This is a genomic window from Methylobacterium litchii, from assembly GCF_038442315.1.
Lineage (GTDB): Bacteria > Pseudomonadota > Alphaproteobacteria > Rhizobiales > Beijerinckiaceae > Methylobacterium > Methylobacterium litchii.
The window spans coordinates 20,535-39,820 of sequence record NZ_JBBXMY010000018.1 but is presented as its reverse complement, the minus strand read 5'-3'; the positions used below and the strand labels follow the sequence as shown (position 1 = coordinate 39,820).

19 protein-coding genes are annotated in these 19,286 nt (G+C 70.7%); 2 read left to right on the top strand and 17 right to left on the bottom strand.

Features of this window, described 5'->3' with window-relative positions; genetic code table 11:
• Nucleotides 1-3: 3 nt before the first annotated feature.
• From AAHF99_RS23010 to AAHF99_RS22990, 5 genes are all read right to left on the bottom strand, one after another.
• Nucleotides 4-1,575: an alkaline phosphatase D family protein gene (locus tag AAHF99_RS23010; protein WP_342166745.1), complete on the bottom strand. Its 1,572-nt coding sequence runs from the start codon at nucleotides 1,573-1,575 to the stop codon at nucleotides 4-6.
• An 80-nt stretch (nucleotides 1,576-1,655) separates the two neighbouring features.
• A complete protein-coding gene (locus tag AAHF99_RS23005; protein WP_342166744.1) occupies nucleotides 1,656-2,660 on the bottom strand; it encodes a magnesium transporter CorA family protein in 1,005 nt (334 codons plus the stop codon).
• A gap of 129 nt (nucleotides 2,661-2,789) precedes the next feature.
• The gene (locus AAHF99_RS23000) at nucleotides 2,790-3,056 is read right to left on the bottom strand and encodes a hypothetical protein (RefSeq protein ID WP_342166743.1); all 267 of its coding nucleotides are present in this window, start codon (nucleotides 3,054-3,056) and stop codon (nucleotides 2,790-2,792) included.
• Between the two features lie 55 nt (nucleotides 3,057-3,111).
• On the bottom strand, nucleotides 3,112-4,353 hold the full coding sequence (locus tag AAHF99_RS22995) for a class I SAM-dependent RNA methyltransferase (RefSeq protein ID WP_342166742.1): 1,242 nt from the start codon (nucleotides 4,351-4,353) through the stop codon (nucleotides 3,112-3,114).
• The gene (locus AAHF99_RS22990; RefSeq protein WP_342166741.1) at nucleotides 4,350-5,087 is read right to left on the bottom strand and encodes a TlyA family RNA methyltransferase; all 738 of its coding nucleotides are present in this window, start codon (nucleotides 5,085-5,087) and stop codon (nucleotides 4,350-4,352) included. The genes AAHF99_RS22995 and AAHF99_RS22990 overlap by 4 nt, the downstream gene beginning before the upstream one ends.
• Before the next feature lie 78 nt (nucleotides 5,088-5,165).
• Here AAHF99_RS22990 and AAHF99_RS22985 point away from each other — a divergent pair, with 78 nt between their 5' ends.
• The gene (locus AAHF99_RS22985) at nucleotides 5,166-5,711 is read left to right on the top strand and encodes a superoxide dismutase family protein (RefSeq protein ID WP_342166740.1); all 546 of its coding nucleotides are present in this window, start codon (nucleotides 5,166-5,168) and stop codon (nucleotides 5,709-5,711) included.
• Here the strand turns inward: AAHF99_RS22985 and yciA are convergent.
• From yciA to AAHF99_RS22925, 12 genes are all read right to left on the bottom strand, one after another.
• Nucleotides 5,704-6,111, bottom strand: a complete 408-nt coding sequence (gene yciA, locus AAHF99_RS22980) for an acyl-CoA thioester hydrolase YciA (protein ID WP_342166739.1) — start codon at nucleotides 6,109-6,111, stop codon at nucleotides 5,704-5,706. The genes AAHF99_RS22985 and yciA overlap by 8 nt on opposite strands.
• A 10-nt stretch (nucleotides 6,112-6,121) precedes the next feature.
• Nucleotides 6,122-6,259, bottom strand: a complete 138-nt coding sequence (locus tag AAHF99_RS22975) for a hypothetical protein (RefSeq protein WP_243952376.1) — start codon at nucleotides 6,257-6,259, stop codon at nucleotides 6,122-6,124.
• A gap of 139 nt (nucleotides 6,260-6,398) precedes the next feature.
• The gene (locus AAHF99_RS22970; protein ID WP_243952373.1) at nucleotides 6,399-6,584 is read right to left on the bottom strand and encodes a YegP family protein; all 186 of its coding nucleotides are present in this window, start codon (nucleotides 6,582-6,584) and stop codon (nucleotides 6,399-6,401) included.
• A gap of 94 nt (nucleotides 6,585-6,678) precedes the next feature.
• A complete protein-coding gene (locus AAHF99_RS22965) occupies nucleotides 6,679-8,214 on the bottom strand; it encodes a DEAD/DEAH box helicase (protein ID WP_342166738.1) in 1,536 nt (511 codons plus the stop codon).
• A gap of 251 nt (nucleotides 8,215-8,465) precedes the next feature.
• Entirely contained in the window at nucleotides 8,466-10,145 is a 1,680-nt protein-coding gene (locus AAHF99_RS22960; protein ID WP_342166737.1) for a sensor histidine kinase, read from the bottom strand.
• Between the two features lie 162 nt (nucleotides 10,146-10,307).
• Nucleotides 10,308-11,063, bottom strand: a complete 756-nt coding sequence (gene trmB, locus AAHF99_RS22955) for a tRNA (guanine(46)-N(7))-methyltransferase TrmB (protein WP_342166736.1) — start codon at nucleotides 11,061-11,063, stop codon at nucleotides 10,308-10,310.
• Between the two features lie 7 nt (nucleotides 11,064-11,070).
• Complete coding sequence (gene metK / locus AAHF99_RS22950) at nucleotides 11,071-12,249, bottom strand: methionine adenosyltransferase (RefSeq protein ID WP_342166735.1); 1,179 nt, start codon at nucleotides 12,247-12,249, stop codon at nucleotides 11,071-11,073.
• A gap of 140 nt (nucleotides 12,250-12,389) precedes the next feature.
• Complete coding sequence (locus AAHF99_RS22945) at nucleotides 12,390-12,794, bottom strand: helix-turn-helix domain-containing protein (protein ID WP_342166781.1); 405 nt, start codon at nucleotides 12,792-12,794, stop codon at nucleotides 12,390-12,392.
• A gap of 176 nt (nucleotides 12,795-12,970) precedes the next feature.
• On the bottom strand, nucleotides 12,971-14,653 hold the full coding sequence (locus AAHF99_RS22940; RefSeq protein ID WP_342166734.1) for a B12-binding domain-containing radical SAM protein: 1,683 nt from the start codon (nucleotides 14,651-14,653) through the stop codon (nucleotides 12,971-12,973).
• Nucleotides 14,654-14,753: 100 nt separating this feature from the next.
• Nucleotides 14,754-15,563: an SDR family NAD(P)-dependent oxidoreductase gene (locus AAHF99_RS22935; protein WP_342166780.1), complete on the bottom strand. Its 810-nt coding sequence runs from the start codon at nucleotides 15,561-15,563 to the stop codon at nucleotides 14,754-14,756.
• A 39-nt stretch (nucleotides 15,564-15,602) separates the two neighbouring features.
• The gene (locus tag AAHF99_RS22930; protein ID WP_342166733.1) at nucleotides 15,603-16,361 is read right to left on the bottom strand and encodes an enoyl-CoA hydratase-related protein; all 759 of its coding nucleotides are present in this window, start codon (nucleotides 16,359-16,361) and stop codon (nucleotides 15,603-15,605) included.
• A 10-nt stretch (nucleotides 16,362-16,371) separates the two neighbouring features.
• Entirely contained in the window at nucleotides 16,372-18,111 is a 1,740-nt protein-coding gene (locus tag AAHF99_RS22925) for an acyl-CoA dehydrogenase (RefSeq protein WP_342166732.1), read from the bottom strand.
• A gap of 120 nt (nucleotides 18,112-18,231) precedes the next feature.
• Between AAHF99_RS22925 and AAHF99_RS22920 the strand changes: the two genes are divergently transcribed.
• Complete coding sequence (locus AAHF99_RS22920; RefSeq protein WP_342166731.1) at nucleotides 18,232-19,230, top strand: L-threonylcarbamoyladenylate synthase; 999 nt, start codon at nucleotides 18,232-18,234, stop codon at nucleotides 19,228-19,230.
• Nucleotides 19,231-19,286 lie beyond the last annotated feature (56 nt).

Below are 19,286 nucleotides of genomic sequence, written 5' to 3'. Positions count from 1 at the left end.
CCCTCACCCCCGCGCGGGGGTGAGGGTGACATGCCACAGGTCGGTGTCGGCGGCGTCCTTGAGGGTCACGGTCATCTGCTCCGTGCGCCCGTCCACCGCGACGTGGCCGAAGAACTGCAGGCCCGCCGCCGGGGACACGTTCACCTGCCCCGCCGGCGGCGCCTTCACGTAGCGCAGCTGCGGGCCGAAGGTGTTGTCGAGGGCGTTCGGCCCGAAGGTGCCCGCATGGAGCGGGCCGGAGACGAACTCCCAGAACGGCTCGAAATCCTGGAACTGCGCCTTGTTCGGGTCGTAGAAATGCGCCGCCGTGTAGTGCACGTCCGCCGTCAGCCACACGGTGTTGCGCACCCCCGCCGCCTTGATGAAGCGCAGCAGGTCGGCGACCTCCAGCTCGCGGCCGAGGGCCGGGCCGTCGCCCTGCGCCACGGCCTCGGAGCCGAAGTTGCGGTCGCTGTCGTAGACGACGACGAGGCCGAGCGGCATGTCGGCGGCGATCACCTTCCACGTCGCCCGCGACGAGACCAGTTCCCGCTTCAGCCACGCCAGTTGCTGCGGGCCGAGGAAGAAGGAATCCGGCCCGTACTCCGTCTGGCGGTTCTCGCCGTTGGCGCCGCGATAGCTGCGCATGTCGAGCATGAACACGTCGACCAGCGGTCCGTAGGAGATCTTGCGGTAGACCCGGCCCGGCTCCGCCGGATCGAAGCGCATCGGCATGTATTCGTGGAAAGCCCGGGCCGCGCGGACCTGCAACGCCAGGACGTTCGGGTCGGCGTACTTCTTCCGCAGGTGCTCGGCGCGGGTCAGGGGCTCGCCCGGCCACCAGTTGTTGGTGACCTCGTGGTCGTCCCACTGCGCCAGCATCGGGACCTGGGCGTTCAGCGCGAGCAGGTTTTTGTCGAGCAGGTTGTACTTATAGCGACCCCGGAACTCGGCGAGGGATTCGGCCGGCTTCGAGACCTCCTCGGTCACGCGGTTTCGCCAGAGGGTGCCGTCGGGCAGCTTCACCTCGGCCTGGATCGGCCCGTCGGCGTAGATCGTGTCGCCGGAATGGAGGAAGAAGTCCGGCCGGTTCTTGGCGATGGCCGCATAGATCGTCATGCCGCCACGGGATTCGTCGATCCCCCAGCCCTGGCCCGCCGTGTCCCCCGACCAGCAGAACGACACCGAGCGCCGGTCGGCCGGCGCCGTGCGGAAGCACCCGACCTGCCGCGGACTGCGGATCGTCGGCGCGGCGAGGTCTTCGAGGCTGACGCGATAGAAGATGTCCTGGCCGGCGGGGAGGCCTTCGAGGGCGACCTTCACCGTCCCGTCCGTCTCGGGCAGGGCGTCGGCGAAGACGCCGCCCCGGACCTGCGCGAAGCTCTCGGTGGTCGACCACTCGATCATCGCCCGGCAGGGCCGGTCGGCCCGCGCCCAGACCATGGCCGTATCGCTGCCGACATCGCCGGATTGCAGCCCGTGCGAGAGGGCGGGCCGGTCGGCGGCGCGGCTCAGGTAGGGCCTGCCCAGTCCGAGGCTCGCGCCGACGAGGCCGGAGGCCCCCGTGAGGACAAAACGGCGACGGTCCAGGGCCATGGGGCTCCTCCTCGTGGTGAGGAGGGCCCTATGGCAAGCCCGCGCGACAGCGGCGTGACGCGCCTATCCGGCGGTGTTCGTCACAGCCAGCGCTTCCAGCGGAAGAAGGCGTAGGGCAGCACGGCCGCCACCACCATCATCACCACGGCCATCGGGTAGCCGAAGGACCAGTCCAGTTCGGGGATGGACTTGAAGTTCATGCCGTAGATCGACGCAATCAGCGTCGGAGGCATGAACACCACGGCCATGACCGAGAACAGCTTGATGATGTTGTTCTGCTCCAAGTTCACGAGGCCGAGGGTCGCGTCGAGCAGGAACTGGATCTTGGTGGAGAGGAAGGTGGCGTGCTCTTCCAGCGATTGCAGATCGCGCAGGGTGGAGCGCACATCCTCGCGCAGGTCGCGGGGCGCCTTGTTGGTGCGGTAGGTCGCCGAGAGCGAGAGCAGGATCCGCTCCATCGAGACGAGGCTCTCGCGCTGCTTAGAGATGAGGTCCCCGTGCCGGCCCAACGCCCGCAGGGTGTCCTGCAGCGCGGTGTTGCGGGCGCTCGGATCGTCCTGCACCTCGAAGATCGACCCCGACAGGCGGTCGATCCGCTCGCCCTGAAGCTGGAGCACGTCCGCCGCCCGGTCGATCACCGCCTCGATCAGCCCGGCGAGGATCGCGTCGCCGGAGGCGACGGTGGCGTGGCCGTTGCCGGTGGCCCGCCCCGCCCGCTGCGCGAACATGCGGAAGGATTGCGGCTCCTCGTAGCGCACGGTGATCAGCCGGTTGCCCCGGAGGATGAAGGTGATGCCGGCGAGCCCCGGCTCCTCCGAATCGCTGACCTTCGAGAGCACGCGGCCGGTCATGTACCGGGCACCGTCCTCGACATAGAGGAGTTCGGACGGCTCGATGTCCTTCATCTCCTCGCGGGTCGGCACCTCGATCCCGGCGAATTCCTCGACCTTCAGCTCCTCCTCGCGGGTCGGGCGGATGAGGTCGAGCCAGATCGTGTCCTCGGGGATCACGTCCTGCAGATTCACGGCCCGGCGTTCGAGCAGGCGCTGGCCGGCCTCCGTGACAGGCTGATGGATGAAGATCACGCGGGAATCTCTTCAGGGACGCGGCGGCTGTGGCGGCCCCGGCATCCCGCAGGCGGGCGGGAGGCGCAAGGGACCGAGGGCATGTGGCGCCGTTTCTTGAAGGTTCCGTGACAGCGCCGCCGGGCTGCCTCAGTTGCAGCCGTCGCAGATGCTGTTGTCGATGCGGTTGGTCAGGGCGCGCTCCCGCCGCTGCTCGCGCGAGGACGGCACCTCCCCCGGCCCCATGGACGTGCCCGGCGGCTTCGTGACGCCGAGGCTGTTGGTGTTGGGCGCCGTGATGGTGGAGCGCGGACCGCCTCCGGTGCCGGTCTCGTCGGGGGCCACGCGGCTCTGCGCCAGGGCCGAACCCGGCAGCATGAGCGAGGCAATCAACAGGGAGAGGGTTGTGGCGCGCATCGTCCGGGTCTCCGTCGCCGGAAAAACGTGCGATGCGCGCGACAGTTGCCTCGTCCTAGCGCCGGGCTTTCTCGCGCCGGAACACGCCGACCATCTCCACATGCCCGGCATGGCGGAACTGATCGACCGGCGTCACCCGCTCCAGGCGGTAGCCCCCCGCGACCAGGGTGGCTGCGTCGCGGGCGAAGGTCCCGGCATCGCAGGACACGCCGACGACGAGGGGCACGGTGGACGCCGCGAGCTGCTTCGCCTGCGCCTCGGCGCCCGCACGGGGCGGATCGAACACCACGGCGTCGTAGGCCTTGAGTTCGAGGGGCAGGAGGGGGCGGCGAAACAGGTCGCGCCGCTCCTGGGTGATGCGCTTCAGGCCGGTCGCCGCCCGCACCGAGCGGTCGAGCCCGGCGAGCGCGGAGGCCTCGCTTTCCACCGCGTGGACGGAGGCCCGGCTCGCCATGGCGAGCGCCAGCGGGCCGCAACCCGAGAACAGGTCGGCCACCTTCTTCACCTTCGGGCCAAGGGCGTCGAGGACGAGGCCGGTGAGGATCGCCTGCCCCGCCGCCGTCGCCTGCAGAAAGCCGCCGGGCGACGGAAACAGCCGCCGGCCCTCGCCCTCGCCGGCGATCGAGACCGGCTCGGCCTCCATGAGCCGCTCCCCATGAAGCGAGAGCCGGGCGAGGCCGAGTTCCCCCGCGATGCGGACGAGAGCGGCGCTGGCACCCGGCGAGACCGCCCCATGGCCGCGGATGTCGACATCGAGCCCCTGGTCGGTGGCGCTCACCGCCACGTCGAGGGGCTTGCGGCCGCCGCCGATCGGCACCGACAGGGCGCGGGCGACATCCGGCCCCCGGTGCAGGGCCGGCACGGTGATCGGGCAATGGTCGAGGTCCACGAGGGCATGGCTGCGCGCCTCCATCAGCCCTGCCTCCGTCCGCCCCTCGACGAAGCGGACATGCAGCGTCAGCCGCCGCCGTCCCGCCCCGTGGGCGTCGAGGGCCGGCTCCGGCGCGACGGGGAGGCCCGCCTGCGCGAGCCCGTTCGCGACGATGCCCCGCTTCCATTCCAGTTCCGGCTCGCGGGCGAGATGCTGGGTGCGGCACCCGCCGCAGCGCATGAAGTAGGGGCAGAACGGCTCCACCCGCTCCGGCGACGCCTGCTCGATCGCCTCGAGTTCGGCCCGCGAGCCCTCCCGGCGGATCACGGCGCGCTCCCCCGGCAGGGTGTAGGGCACGATGGTCCCGTCCTGCGCGATGCCGTCGCCGCGCGCGCCCAGGCGAATGATCTCGACGCTCTCGCTCACGGCAGCTTCGCCCCCATCAGAAATTCGACATTGCCGTCCCCACCCTCGACGGGCGACGGCACGAGGCCGAGGATCGTGGCCCCCCGGCCTTCGAGGAGACCGCGCACCATCGCGCAGACCTCCGCATGGATTTCGGGATCGCGGACGATCCCGCCGCGCCCGACCCGCTCGCGCCCCGCCTCGAATTGCGGCTTGATCAGCGTGACGAGGAACGCCCTCGGCGCCAGCAGCGGCCACAGGGCCGGCAGGACGAGGCGCAGGGAGATGAAGCTGACATCCACGCTGGCGAGGCGCGGCGCCGGATCGAGACTGCCGGGTGCGAGGCTACGGATATCGACCCCCTCGCGGCTCGTCACCCTCGGATCCACCCGCAACCGTGGATGGAGCTGATCGCGCCCGACATCGATCGCGTGGACATGCGCCGCGCCGCGCCTGAGCAGCACGTCGGTGAAGCCGCCGGTCGAGGCGCCGACATCGAGGCAGGGCAGGCCCGCCGGATCGAGGCCGAAGGCGTCGAGGGCGGCGCTGAGCTTCAGCCCGCCGCGCGAGGCGAAGGGATGCTCGGGCTCCGCCTCCACCGCCGCGCCCGGCGGGATCGTCTCGGAGGCGCGGGCGAGCACGCGCCCGTCCACCCGCACGCGCCCGGCGCGAATGGCCGCCTGCGCCCGGGCGCGGCTCTCGAAATGGCCGTGCTCCACCAGATAGAGGTCGGCCCTCTGCCGCTCGCGGGTCATGTGTCTCCGGTCTCGGGCAGGGGTGTCGGCGCCGCCCGCGACCCCTACCTAACCGCGGCCAGAGAAGAGGGCTATCGTATGACACGCACGCTGACGCTGCTCGCCGCACTGGGGTCCTTCGCGGCAAGCGGGGCTCTGGCGCAGGAGCCCGCGAAGGACGCGGCCAAACCCGCCACCCCCGAGACCTACGAGAGCCCGATCAAGAACGCCAAGGGCGACACGATCGGCAAGCTCGCGATCCGCGACGGGGCGAACACCCTCGTCCTGCGCCTGACCATTCAGCCCGGCGGCCTGCCCCCCGGCTGGCACGGCATCCATTTCCACGCGGTCGGCGATTGCTCCGATCCGAAGTTCATGAACTCCAAGGCCCACGTGAACCACGACCAGAGCAAGCACGGCCTGCTCAACCCGGACGGGCCGGACGAGGGCGACCTGCCGAACATCTTCGCCAATCAGGACGGCTCGGCCAATGCCGAGGTCTCGTCCGAGACGGCTCTGACCGGTGAGGGCGGGCTCAAGGACGGAGACGGCTCGGCGCTGATCATCCACGCCAACGAGGACGACCACACCACCCAGCCCATCGGCGGCGCGGGCGACCGCATCGCCTGCGGGGTAATCAAGTAGCGATCGCGCGCGGGCGGCCCTCGTCGTCGATGGCGACGAAGGTAAAGGTCGCCCGCGTGACCTTCTCCCGGTGCTGGGTGCGGAAGCGCCGCGCCCAGGCCTCGACCTCGATCTTCATCGAGGTGCGGCCGACATGGGACACGCGGGTATAGACGCAGAGCACATCACCCACGGAGACCGGGCGCAGGAAGGTCATGCCGTCGAGCGCCACGGTGACGACCCGCCCCCGCGCCCGCTCGACGCCCGCGATGCCGCCCGCCTGATCCATCTGCGACAGCACCCAGCCGCCGAAGATGTCGCCGTTGGCGTTGGTGTCGGCGGGCATGGCGATGGTGCGCACCGTCAGGTCGCCCTGTGGCGTCTCCGCGGTGGTCTCGTCCGCAGTGCCGGAAACCTGCATCGGGCCGCCCTCAAGGAAACACCCCGGCGAGCGTGAGCCCCGCCGCGACGAACACGAACACCGCGCACAGGATGCAATCGAGCGGGATCGATTGCCAGAGGTCACGCGACGCACGCGCCTCCGCGTGACGCTCGGCGATATCGTTCATGGCGAAAGGTCCGCGTTTCCTCGCGGCCGGTCGGATCTGACGCCGACCGTGCCGAACCGGCACCATAGCGCAGGGCGGCTCGCGACGCGATGGGCGGGGGTGGCGGGGCGGCCGCCCCGTCACCCCTTCTTGCTGACGATCAGGCAATCTTCGTCGTCATGTCCTCGATCTTCGCCTCGGCGCTTTGGCGCACGAGGTTGATGCCGTGCTCGCAATCCTCGCGGCGGACATAGCCCTCGCCCGATTCGGCGATGATCTCGCCGTTGCGGGCGCGCAGGCGCCAGCGCCATTGGCCGCCGGCATCCCGGTAGAGTTCGAAGCGCATCACCGTCTCCCACGAAAACGGCCGCGACGCGGAACGCGTCGCGGCCGGGTGGCCTCAAGATAAGGTCGATGCGGCCCGTCGGAAGACGGGGCGGTTACGAGCGCGGGGCGCGGTCGAGCCAGCCGATGCTGCGGCCGTCATTGCCGCCACGGCCGGACGCCTCGCCCTGGCGCGGACGGTTGTCCCGGCCGGAGCGCGGCTGCTGCGGGCGGGCGTCGCGGCCCTGCCCGTCGCGACCCTGCGCCGGGCGAGCGCCCTGCGCGGGACGCCCGTGCGGACGCCCCTCGGCCGGACGCGCCTGACCGTTCTGGCCCTGGCGGTGCTGGCCGGGGCCGGCACCGGGACGGGAGCCCTCGGCGCGGCCCTGCTGCGGACGACCCTGGCCCGGACGGCCGCGACCGTCCTGCGGGCGAGCGCCGCGCGGCTGCTGCTGCTGGCGCGGGGGCCGGCGGGCCTCCTCGCGGGCGATCTCGGCGGCGGCCTCGCCGGAGGGGGCCGTGAACCCCTCGGGGAAGCCGACGACCGGCACCTTCTGGCGGGTCAGCCGCTCGATGTCGCGGAGGTAGGCGCGCTCCTCGTCGTTGCAGAACGAGATGGCGAGACCGTCCTTACCGGCACGGGCCGTGCGGCCGATCCGGTGGACGTAGCTCTCCGGCACGTTCGGCAGGTCGAAGTTCACGACGTGGCTGACGCCATCGACATCGATGCCGCGCGCGGCGATGTCGGTGGCGACGAGCACGCGGCACTCGCCGTCGCGGAACGCCTGGAGGGCGCGCTCGCGCTGGGGCTGGCTCTTGTTGCCGTGGATGGCGGCGCCGGCGATGCCCGACTTGTCGAGGCCGCGCACCACCCGGTCGGCGCCGTGCTTGGTGCGGGTGAAGACCAGCACCCGGTCGATGGCCGGATCGCGCAGGATGTGGGCGAGCAGCGCCTGCTTCGCGCCGGTATGGGCGAAGATCACCTGCTGCTCGACGCGCTCGGCGGTGGTGGCGACGGGCGTCACCGCGACCTGCACCGGGTCATTGAGGTACTGCGCGGCGAGGCCGGCGATGTTCTTCGGCATGGTGGCCGAGAAGAACAGGCTCTGGCGCTTCGCGGGCAGCATCCGCACGATGCGCTTCAGGGCGTGGATGAAGCCGAGGTCGAGCATCTGGTCGGCCTCGTCGAGGACCAGGATCTCGACGCCTTCGAGGGTCAGCGAGCGGCGGTCGACGAGATCGATCAGCCGGCCCGGCGTGGCCACGAGGATGTCGACGCCCGGTGCCAGCGCCCGCTCCTGGCGGCCGATGGTGACGCCGCCGAACACCACGGTGTTCGTGTAGCGCAGGTGCTTGCCGTACTCGGAGAACGAATCGGCGATCTGGTTGGCCAGCTCACGGGTCGGCGACAGGACGAGGACGCGGCAGCCGCGACGGGGCGGGCGGCGGTCTTCCAGGCTGAGGCGGTGGAGGATCGGAAGGGCGAAGGCGGCGGTCTTGCCGGTGCCGGTCTGGGCGATGCCGCAGAGGTCGCGGCCTTCCATGGCGGGGCGGATCGCCTGCGCCTGGATCGGCGTCGGCGTGGTGTAGCCGGCCTCCTCGAGCGCCCGGAGCACGGGCGGAGCGAGGCCGAAATCGGAGAACTGGGTCAAGGTGATATCCGTCGCAGCAGACCGGCCGGCCGCGCGAGAGGCTGCGGCACCGTATGGGCGGTCCATCGAGTGGGGAAAGCCCGCGTGATGGGGCCGTCCGGGTGCATGCACGTTATGAAGAGGGGGGCCGGACCGCGGCGCTGAAGCCCGTCCGTCACGCAGCCCCCTCAGGCGGTCCATCGATGTGGCCGCTGACGCTGCATGCCGCATATGCTGCGCTGCGGTGCGAAAGTCAATGGCGGAGCCCTGCTTCAGGCCAGCGGGTTCAGGCTCGCGTTCCGTGGCGGTAGCGGCGCGCGCATGGTGAGGGAGAACCCATCGGGCGAATAATCGGTCGTCACCTCGGCCTGGACCTGGGTGATGAGCACCCGGTGCAGGAGGCGCGAGCCGAAGCCCTGGCGGCGGGGCGGTTGCACCACGGGTCCGCCGCTCTCGCGCCAAGTGAGGCGCAACGTGCCGGCGGGGCCGCCCGGTTCCAGATCCCAGGCGACGGTGACGCGGCCGGTGCGGTTCGAGAGCGCCCCGTACTTCGCGGCGTTGGTGGTGAGTTCGTGGATCGCCATGCCCACCGGCACCGCGATGTCGGAGGGCAGGTCGATGGATGGGCCTTCGAGGACGACGCGCCCGTCCTCGCCCCCTGCCTCGGCCACCTCGGCGTAGGGGCGCAACTCGTTGACGAGGAGGCCGGTGAGGGAGGCCGTCTGCCACGTCGCCTCGGTGAGCACCGAATGGGTGTGGGCCAGCGATTTGATGCGGCCGACGAACGCCTCGTAGAAGCTGTCGATGTCCGTCGCCGTTCGCGCCGTCGAACCGACGATGGCCTGCACCGTGGCCAGGGTGTTCTTCACCCGGTGGTGCAACTCGCGGATCAGCAGGGTCTGCCGTTCCTCCGCGAGGCGGCGGTCGGTCACGTCGGCGACCACGCCGATCAGGCGACGGGGCAGCCGGTCGGGGGCGTCGCGCTCGAACCGGCCCGCCATGTCGATGGTGCGCCACGCCCCGTCGGACTTGCGCCGGATGCGCCCGCTGATGTGGAGGTCGCGGTCCTCGCGCAGGGCCGCCGAGATCGCCTTGCGCACCGCCGCCCGGTCGTCGGCATGGAGGATGCCGCTCAGGAACTCGGTCTTGCCGATTGTGCCGTCCTCGGACGCGTGCCCGAAGATCTCGTACATGCGGTCATTCTCCCAGACCGCGTGGTCATCGAGCATGTGCCACTCGAAGATGCCGAGCTTGGCGACCGCCGTCGCGGCGCGCAGGCGGTGGTCGTGGGCCTGCAACTCGCTGCGGGTCTCGATCCGCGTGGTGATGTCCTGCACCACGCCGACCATGCCGCTGACCGCGCCGGCCTCGTCGGTGAGGGCCTGCCCGCTCACCTGCACGACGATTCCGCGCCCCTCGATGGCGAGGCGCGTCTCGAACCGGTAGGGCTCCAGGCTCTCCACGGCCGCCTCGATCAGTCGCGAGACCCGCTCGGGCTCGATGAGGAAGGGCCGCAGCACGCCCCAGGTGACGGAGCGTCCCGGCGGCTGGCCGAGGATGCGCGCGGCCCGGTGGGACAGGGTGAGATCACCGCTCGCCCGGTCCCAGCGCCATTCGCCGAGCCCGGCGGCGGCCATGGCATCGCGGTTCGCCTCGGAATGGGCGGCCTCGTCCGGGTCCACCGCCTCGACCACCAGCGTGTCGCCGGAGCGGCGCACGCGGACGTCGATCTCGACGCCGTCCGCCCGCCGCCAGACGCGGATGCCGGACTGGAGGGAGGCCGCATCGGCGGCGAGGTCCGAAACGGGCGCCCCATCGAGGCTACCCGATGGCCGCGCCAGGAGGGCGTGCAGCGCCGGGTTGGCCACGAGCACGCTCTCGCCGTCACCCGCGAGCAGGGCGAGCCCGACCAGCGCCCCGTCGAAAGCCGACCGGCGCGCGTCGATCGCCATGGAATCGTGCTTCACCCGTCCCGTCACGCCAGGAACCCTTGGACGCGCGGCTCGACGGGATTTGAGCGTCCTCAGCCGCCACCAAATCCAGCCAACCCGCGCCCCAAGGATGGGGCTCAAGCGTGGCGGCGGCAAGGCTGCCGGTGTCGCGGACCCGACTTGTCAGCGGGTATTCCGGACGAATTCGAGGTAGGTCGGCCGCCGTCCGGTGGCGATGGCCTTCGCCTCGTAGCGGGTGCCGGGCCAGCCGGGGAACGGTTGCAGCCAGTCGCGGGACGAGGTCGCCTCCCAGCGCAGGTCCGGGCAGCGGGCGACCCGTGCCAGGGTCCATCCGGCGTAATCGTCGATGTCGCTGGCGAAGCGGAACACGCCGCCATCCTTCAGGAGGCGGGCGATCTGCGCCAGCGAGTCGTCCGAGACGAAGCGCCGCTTGCGCTGGCGCCGCTTCGGCCAGGGATCGGGATAGAGCAGGCTGACCTGCCCGAGGCAGGCATCCGGCAGGCGGGCGAGGAGCGGCGCCACGTCGCCATCGCGCACGCGGACATTGCGCAAGGCCCGCGCCTCGACGTCGGCGAGGAGCTTCACCACGCCGTTTACGAAGGCTTCGGCGCCGATGAAGCCGATCCGGGGATGCTGCGCGGCCCGGGCGGCGAGGTGCTCGCCACCGCCGAACCCGATCTCCAGCCAGATCTCGTCCGGCGTGGTGTCCATCTGCCCGAACAGGGTCCGGGGATCGATCCGGCCGCCGCCCGGCGGCAGGTCGATCCGCAGGGCCGGCAGCAGGGTTTCGAGGCGGGTCTCCTGCGCGTCCCGCAGGCGCTTGCCCTTGCGACGGCCGAAGAAGGCGCGATCCGCCTCCTCCAGGCCGTCCTCGTGTTCGCCCTCCGTCGTGGGAGGGACATCCGCCCTCCCGGTCATGGCAGGGTCAGGCGAGGGTCGAGCGGAGCTTGTCGGCGAGGTCGGTGCGCTCCCAGGAGAAGCCGCCGTCCGCCTCGGGCGCCCGGCCGAAATGGCCGTAGGCGGCGGTGCGGGCGTAGATCGGCTTGTTGAGGCCGAGCGCCGTGCGGATGCCGCGGGGCGAGAGGTCGATGGCGTCCATCAGGACGGCTTCGAGCTTGGCCTCGTCCACCTTCCCCGTGCCGTGCAGGTCGACGTAGATCGACAGCGGCTTGGAGACGCCGATGGCGTAGGAGAGCTGGATCGTCGCCCGCGAGGCGAGACCGGCGGCCACCACGTTCTTGGCGAGGTAGCGGGCGGCGTAGGCGGCCGAGCGGTCCACCTTCGTCGGGTCCTTGCCAGAGAAGGCGCCGCCGCCGTGCGGGGCCGCGCCGCCGTAGGTGTCCACGATGATCTTGCGGCCGGTGAGGCCGCAATCGCCGTCCGGACCGCCGATCACGAACTTGCCGGTCGGGTTGACGTGCCAGACGGTGCCCTCGTTCACCCAGCCCTGCGGCAGGGCCTTCAGGATGTAGGGCTCCACGATGGCACGGACGTCGGCCGAATCGAGGTTCTCGTCGAGGTGCTGGGTGGAGAGCACGATCTGCGTGACCTCGACCGGGCGGCCGTTCTCGTAGCGCACCGTCACTTGGCTCTTGGCGTCGGGCCCGAGCTTGGCGGCGTCGCCCTGCTTCGCCTTGCGGGCGTCGGCGAGGTCCTTGAGGATCTTGTGGGCATAGAAGAGCGGGGCCGGCATCAGCTCGGGCGTCTCGTCCGAAGCGTAGCCGAACATGATGCCCTGGTCGCCGGCACCCTCGTCCTTGTTGCCGGCCGCGTCCACGCCCTGGGCGATGTCGGCGGACTGCGCGTGCAGGTAGATCTGCACCTCGTTGTTCTTCCAGTGGAAGCCGTCCTGCTCGTAGCCGATGTCCTTCACGGCTTCGCGGGTCAGCTCCTCCAGGTCCTTGAAGGTCACCGAATCGGGGCCGCGCACCTCACCGGCGATGACGACGCGGTTCGTGGTCGTCAGGGTCTCGACGCCGAGGCGGGCTTCCGGCATCGCGGCGATGTAGGCATCCACGACGGTGTCGGAGATGCGGTCGCTCACCTTGTCCGGGTGCCCTTCGGACACCGATTCGCTGGTGAAGAGGTAATTCGAACGCGCCATCGGTTCTCTCGTCGCCTAAAGGTCGCGGGCGTTCGGCCCTCACGGCTGCGCACCCTTAGGGTGAGGCTTTTCCCACCCACCCGCCAAAGGGTCAAGACGATCCGACGAATTCGTTCGTTATAAAGGACGAGCGTTGCGCGTCAGCCGCGCAACCGCCTTTCGAGGACGTGTACGGCCGCGGCGATGTCGCGGCGCGTTTCGTCCGGGAAGGATTCGTTGATGTGCCGGCCCACGAGGTCGGCGAGGCCGGTCAGCCCCCCTTCCGCGTAGGGCACCTGGGCGTCCTCGGCGAACCCATCCTGCCCCTCGTCGCCGTTCGGCATGCCCCGGAAAAAGTATTCCATCGGCACACCGATCATCCGGGAGAAGATATCGAGATGGACCGCGCTGATGCGGTTGGTCCCCTTCTCGTATTTCTGAAGCTGCGCCGCCGACATGCCGAAGCTTTGTGCGACCCGGCGCTGCGTCAGCGAGGCCTTCCGCCGCTGCTCGGCAATGCGCTGACCGATGTATACGTCGCGCTGGTCCGTCTTCTGGCCTGCCATCGAGAAACTCTCAGACCTCCTGACTGCTTCCGGACCCGCACGCTGACGCACGAGCTCCGACAAGCTTAGCCGCGGGCTGACAATTTGTCACGGCGCCGGCCGACGCAGCTTGCACCAACCCATCAAATAGAGCCGATGGCCGCGAGTTTTCTAGGATGGGCTTATCCCGCATCCCGTCAAGCGACGGCCGCGAAATGCTCCACCGTTACCCGGCCGACCCGGCCGGTCGCGGTGGTTTCCAATTCCGGCGCGAGCACCGGCGGTTGCACCCAGGCCCCCGCGTCAGTGGCAGCGAGCCGGGCGTCGATCTCCTGCATCACGTAGCGGGAGAACGGATAGACGTGGAGGTAGATCACGATGTTCGTGACCACCGCCTCCAGGGCGGCGGGGTTGCGCCGGGCGGTCTCGACGAAGACGCTCCAGGCGAGCTTGGCGAGGTCCGGACGGCGGACGGAGACCCGCCACATGATCCGCGTGAGGGAGGCGAGATCCTTCGCCACCGCGCCCCATTGGATGCGCTGCGCCGCGAATCGCGGGCGGTTCAAGCGTCGCCCCGTCTCGCGCACCCGGGCGAAGAACGCGTTCGGCTCGTAGATCTCCTTCAGGACACCGCGATAATCAGCCAGAACGTCCCGCTGCGGGCGTGAGGTCACGAAGTTCAGCCCCTGGGTGCACTGGTCGCCCTGGTCGGCGGTGGTCTCGGCGTAGTTCGCATAGAGCCGCCCCTCGCGCCGCAGCCGCCGGGAGAGCTGCGTGTTCGGCAACGCGAACAGCAGGCCAACCATGGCGATGGGGATGCCCGTGTCCGCGATACAGGTCGCCATGGCGCGGGTGATGCTGTCCTTCTCGCTGTCGAAGCCGACGATGAAGCCCGCCGTCACGAACATGCCGGCCTCGTAGAGCTTGTGGACGCTCTCCGCGATGGACCGGCGGGTGTTCTGCTTCTTCTGCGTCTGGATCAGCGTCGCCTCGTCCGGCGTCTCGATGCCGATGAACAGGGCGAAGAAATTCGCCCGGCGCATGAGGACGAGCAGTTCGTCATCGTCCGCGAGGTTAAGGGAGGCCTCGGTCGAGAACTTGAACGGGTAGCCGTGCGCCTCCTGCCACGCGATCAGGTGGGGCAGGAAGAGCTTGATCGCCTTCTTGTTGCCGATCAGGTTGTCATCGACGAAGTCGACATGGCCGCGATAGCCGAGGGCGAAGAGGCGATCGAGTTCGGCCAGCATCTGCGGCGCGGTCTTGGTGCGCGGCGAGCGGCCATAAAGCTCGATAATGTCGCAGAACTCGCAGGTGAATGGGCACCCGCGCGAGAATTGCACGCCGATATACAGGTAGTGGCTGAAGGTGAGCAGATCGAAGCGCGGAATCGGGCTCGTGGTCACGTCCGCTTTGAACTTCGCGGCGGTGAAGCGGCCCCGGCGCTCGCCGCGCTCCCAGGCGGCGACGAACTCGGGCAGGATCCCCTCGGCCTCGCCGGCTACGACGAAGTCCGCGCGGTCGTACACGTCCGGCGTCGAGGTCGGGGCCGGGCCGCCGACGCAGACCGGTGTGCCGAGCGTGCGGCATCGCTCGATGATGCCCAGGCAATCCGGCTCCTGCGGCAGCATCCCGCCGGTCATCACGAGGTCGGCGGCGCGGATCGCCTCGTCGGTCAGCGGTTCGCAATTGGCGTTGATGAGGGTGATCCGCCACGCCTCCGGCAGCATCGCAGCCAAGGTTATCAGGCCGAGCGGCGGCGCCGCAGCGCGGGCGCCCTGGATTTCCATGGCTTCCTTGAAGTTCCACATCGAGTTTTCGTAGAACTTTGGAAACACGAGCAGAACCCGCGGAGCCGTGTTCACGTCCGACTTACGGCTCATCGATGCCTCACAACCTTAGCCGGTAGAACGAACTCCACCGGCATCATAGCATCTTTACTGGAACCCTGCGCTGCAATTGAGGCCGATTTTCGCGGGCGGCCTACTCCGTGAGCCGCAGCCGCTCGGGCTGAGCGCCGTCCGCATCGGTGAAGCCGTAGCGCCGGGCGAGGTCTCCGGCGTGGAGCACCTGACCGGCGAAGGCCGACACACCCGGATCGGCGGCGAGCGCCGCAAGCGCCCGACCGGCATAGAGCGGGGTCTCGCCGGGCGGGTCCTCCTCGCCGATCTCGCGCGCGCGCTCGGTCGCCACCGCGCCGGGCGAGAGGCCGAGGGCCGTCACGCCGTGCGGCGCGAGTTCGCGGGCGAAGGCCAGGGCGAGGCGGTTCTCGGCGGCCTTCGCGGAATCGTAGAAGATGTCGCCGAGATAGGCGTCCGCCGTCCCGAACGAGACCAGGGCGAGGAGGCCCGAACGGGCGGCGACCATGGCCGGCGCCACGGCGCGGGCAAGGAGCAGGGCGGGTACGGGACCGGCCTGCAGCAGCCCGAGATAGGGTTCGGCCGAGCGGCGCCAGAACGGCGTACCCCAGGCGGTGCCGTCGGCGTAGCGCTCGCCGTCGAAGCCCTCGTTCCCACCCCAGACGGCGCTGGCCACGACGTCGATCCGGCCGAAGCGCCGGAGCACCCAATGGACCATCTCGTCCGTCGCCCGCTCGGAGCGGTGGTCGCACAGGTAATGGTGCCCCCGCCCTCCGGCGAGGTCGACCATGCGGGCGGTGTCCTCGATGGCCTCGCTGCGCATCTCGGTGCGCGGACCGGTCTCGCTCGACCGGGCGGTGACGATCACGGTCGCGCCGCCCTTCCCCAGGGCGCGCGCCAGCCCCCGGCCGACGCCCCGCGAGGCGCCGGCCACGAGACAGATCTTGTCGGAGAGATCGGGCGCGGCCACGGCTCAGGCGGGCTTGGCGCGCGACAGGAAGGCCTGCAGCCGCTGCTGTGATTCCGGCGATTGCAACTGCACGTCGAAGGCCTTGGCCTCCGCCTCCAGGGCGGCTTCGACCCTTTCCCGGTCGCCCCGGATCAACCTGCGCGAGGCGGCCAGCGCCCCCTGCGGCAGGGCGGCGAGGCGGGCGGCCTGCGTGAGGGCGTGCTCCACCACCATGTCGGCGGGCATCACCGCGTTGACGAGGCCAAGCGCATAGGCGGCGTCGGCATCCAGGGTTTCGGAGAGGAGCAGCAGCTCCGTGGCCTTCAACCGCCCGACCCGCAGGGGCAGCAGGTAGCTCGATGCGGCCTCCGGCACGAGGCCGAGTTCCACGAAGGGCATCCGCAGCCGCGCCACCGGGCTGGCATAGACGAGGTCGCAATGGAGCGTCAGCGTCGCGCCGATGCCGACGGCGATGCCGTCCACGGCGGCGACCATCGGGGTGTCGGTGCGAGCCAGTTGGCGGATGAACCGCAGGGCCGGCGCATCGGTGAAGCCGTTCCGCGCCTGGCCCAGGAAATCCGCGAGGTCGTTGCCGGCGCTGAACACCCCTGGCTGGCCGGCGAAGACGACGGCGCGGATCGCCGTCGAGGCGTCGGCTTCTTCGAGCGCCCCGCGCATCGCGTCGTACATCGCGCCGGTCAGGGCGTTCTTCTTCTGAGGCCGGTCGATGACGATGAGGCGGACGCCGTTTTCGCCGTCGCTGATCGTGATGTGGTCGGTCATGGCCGGGTCCTCAAACGGCAAGCGCCAGGGCGCCATCTTCGGTGAAGGCGCCCCCGGCCAGCACCGCGTCCTCCAGGCCGGATACGGCCGGCAGCAGGTTCTCCGCGTAGAAGCGGGCGAGCGCGATCCGGGCGCGGTGGGCCGGATCGGTCTCGCCGCCCTTCAGCGCCGCCGCCGAGGCGAGGGCCGCGCGGGCATGGCAGGCGCCGCCGAGCGCCAGCCCGAACAGGCGCAGATACGGCGCCGCCCCGGCAAGCGCCGCCTCCGGCCGGTTGGAGCCCAAAGCCGCGAGTTGGTGGCTCGTCGCGCGGTCGAGGGATTCGATGGCGGCGCGCAGGCGGGGCGCCATCTGGCCGAAGGCCGGGTCCGCGTTCTTGAGCAGGCCCTCGGCGGCCCGACGCATCCACGCGATCTGCGAGCGCGCTGTCGCTCCTCGATTCAAAGGCAGCTTGCGCGCGGTGAGGTCGATGGCCTGGATGCCGTTGGTGCCCTCGTAGATGCCGAGGATGCGGGCGTCGCGCATGAACTGCGCCGCGCCGGTCTCCTCCACGAAGCCCATGCCGCCATGGACCTGCACGCCGAGCGAGGCGACCTCGTTGGCGATGTCGGTCGAAAAAGCCTTCGCGATGGGAGTGAGGAGCGAGGCCCTGTCATGGGCCGCCCGCCCTTCCGGCCCGTGCGCCGCATCGAGGGCGGCGGCGGTGAGGAAGCAGAGCCCGCGCGAGACCGCCGTGTAGGCCTTCATGGTGAGCAGCATCCGCTGCACGTCCGGGTGGGCGATGATCGGGCTCGTGGCTTCGGCGGCGCCGATGGCCTTCCCCTGGCGGCGCTCGGCGGCATAGGCCAGCGCCTTCTGCGTCGCGGCTTCGGCCACGCCGACACCCTGCACCCCGACGCCGAGGCGGGCGGCGTTCATCATCGTGAACATGCAGGCGAGCCCCTTGTTGGCCTCACCGATCAGCCAGCCCGTGGCTCCGCCGTTGTCACCGAAAGCCATGGAGCAGGTGGGCGAGGCATGGATGCCGAGCTTGTGCTCGATGCCGGAGCAGCGGAGATCGTTGAGCGACCCGTCCGGCAGCACCTTCGGCACGAGGAACAGGGAGATGCCCCGCGTGCCCGCCGGCGCGTCCTTCAGCCGGGCGAGGACGAGGTGGACGATGTTCTCCGCGAGGTCGTGCTCGCCATAGGTGATGTAGATCTTCGAGCCGGTGATCCGATAGCTGCCGTCGCCGGTCGGTTCGGCGCGGGTGCGAAGCAGGGCGAGGTCCGAGCCCGCCTGCGGCTCGGTGAGGTTCATGGTCGCCGGCCATTCGCCCGTCACGAGCTTTTCGAGGTAGCGCGCCTTCAGCTCGTCCGAGCCGTGCGCCGCCAGCGCCTCGATCCCGCCCTGAGTCAACAGCGGGCAGAGGCCGAAGGAGAGGTTCGCCGCGCTCCACATCTCGGTGCAGGCCGCCTCGATGGCCTTTGGCAGGCCCTGGCCGCCATGGTCCGCGTCGGCCGAGAGGCCGTTCCAGCCACCTGCGGTGAAGGTGGCATAGGCCTCGCGCCAGCCCGGCGGCGTGGTCACGCGGCCGTCCTCGAAGCGCGTCCCGTGCCGGTCGCCGACCCGGTTCAGGGGCGCCAGCACGTCGGCGGCGATGCGCCCGGCCTCGGTGAGGATCGCCTGCGCGTCGTCCGGATCGACCCCTTCGAGCCCCGAGACGTGCCGCAGGGCGAAGAGCATTTCGGAGACGGGCGCGCGGTAGCTCATGGACGTGTCCTCACCTTGCCTCCGGCCTTCCCTGGTTTGACCCCGCCACGCTGCCGGCGCTAGGGCGGGTACGGTCTCAACCCACGGGGCGGCGCGATGCCGCCGGAGATGGCATCCCGCATGAGCAATCCGGGGTCAACGGTCCCGGCCGAAACCCGGCTGCTGACCGCCGACGCGGCGGGCATCGCGGAGGCGGCAGCGCTGCTCCGCGCGGGGCGCCTCGTCGCCTTCCCGACGGAGACGGTCTACGGGCTCGGCGGCGACGCGACCGATCCGAACGCGGTCGCGGCCATCTACGCGGCCAAGGCCCGCCCAAGCTTCAACCCGTTGATCTCCCATGTCCCAGATGCCGGGGCCGCCCGGGCGCAGGGGGTGTTCGGAGAGGAAGCGAACCGCCTCGCCGAGGCTTTCTGGCCCGGCCCCCTCACCCTCGTCGTTCCGGCCTCGGCCGGGACGCGGGTCTGCGAACTCGCCCGCGCCGGGTTGCCGAGTGTCGCCCTGCGCGTGCCGGGCAGCGAGCCGGCCCGCGCGCTGCTCGCGGCGTTCGGACGCCCGGTCGCCGGGCCTTCGGCCAACCGCTCGGGCCGGGTGAGCCCGACGCGCGCCGCCCACGTCCTCGAAGACCTGAACGGGCGCATCGCGGCGGTGCTCGACGGCGGCGACACGCGGGTCGGGCTGGAATCGACGGTGGTCGCCTGCCTCGGCGGGCGAGCACGCCTGCTGCGGCCGGGGGGAATCACCCGCGAGCGCCTGCGTGACGTCCTCGGCTACGACCTCGAAGGGCCGGAGGCCGCCGATACCCACACGCCCGTGGGGCCGGGGCTGCTGGCCTCGCATTATGCGCCGAACGCGGCGGTGCGCCTCGACGCCATGCGGATCGCCCCCGGCGAGGCGCTGATGCTGTTCGGCGACTTCCGGCCGGAGGGCCATGACGCCGCCCGCGCGGTGGTGAACCTCAGCGAGGCCGGCGATGCCACCGAGGCGGCGGCCCGCCTGTTCGGCGCCTTGCGCGATCTCGACGCCTCGGGCGCGGCGACCATCGCGGTGGCACCGATCCCGTCCGAGGGCCTCGGCGAGGCGATTCGCGACCGGTTGGGAAGGGCTGCGGCGCCCCGCTGAAATTTGTGTGGAACAGAAAGGCCGCCGGCCCGTTAACGTGACAGGAAGGCCACTCA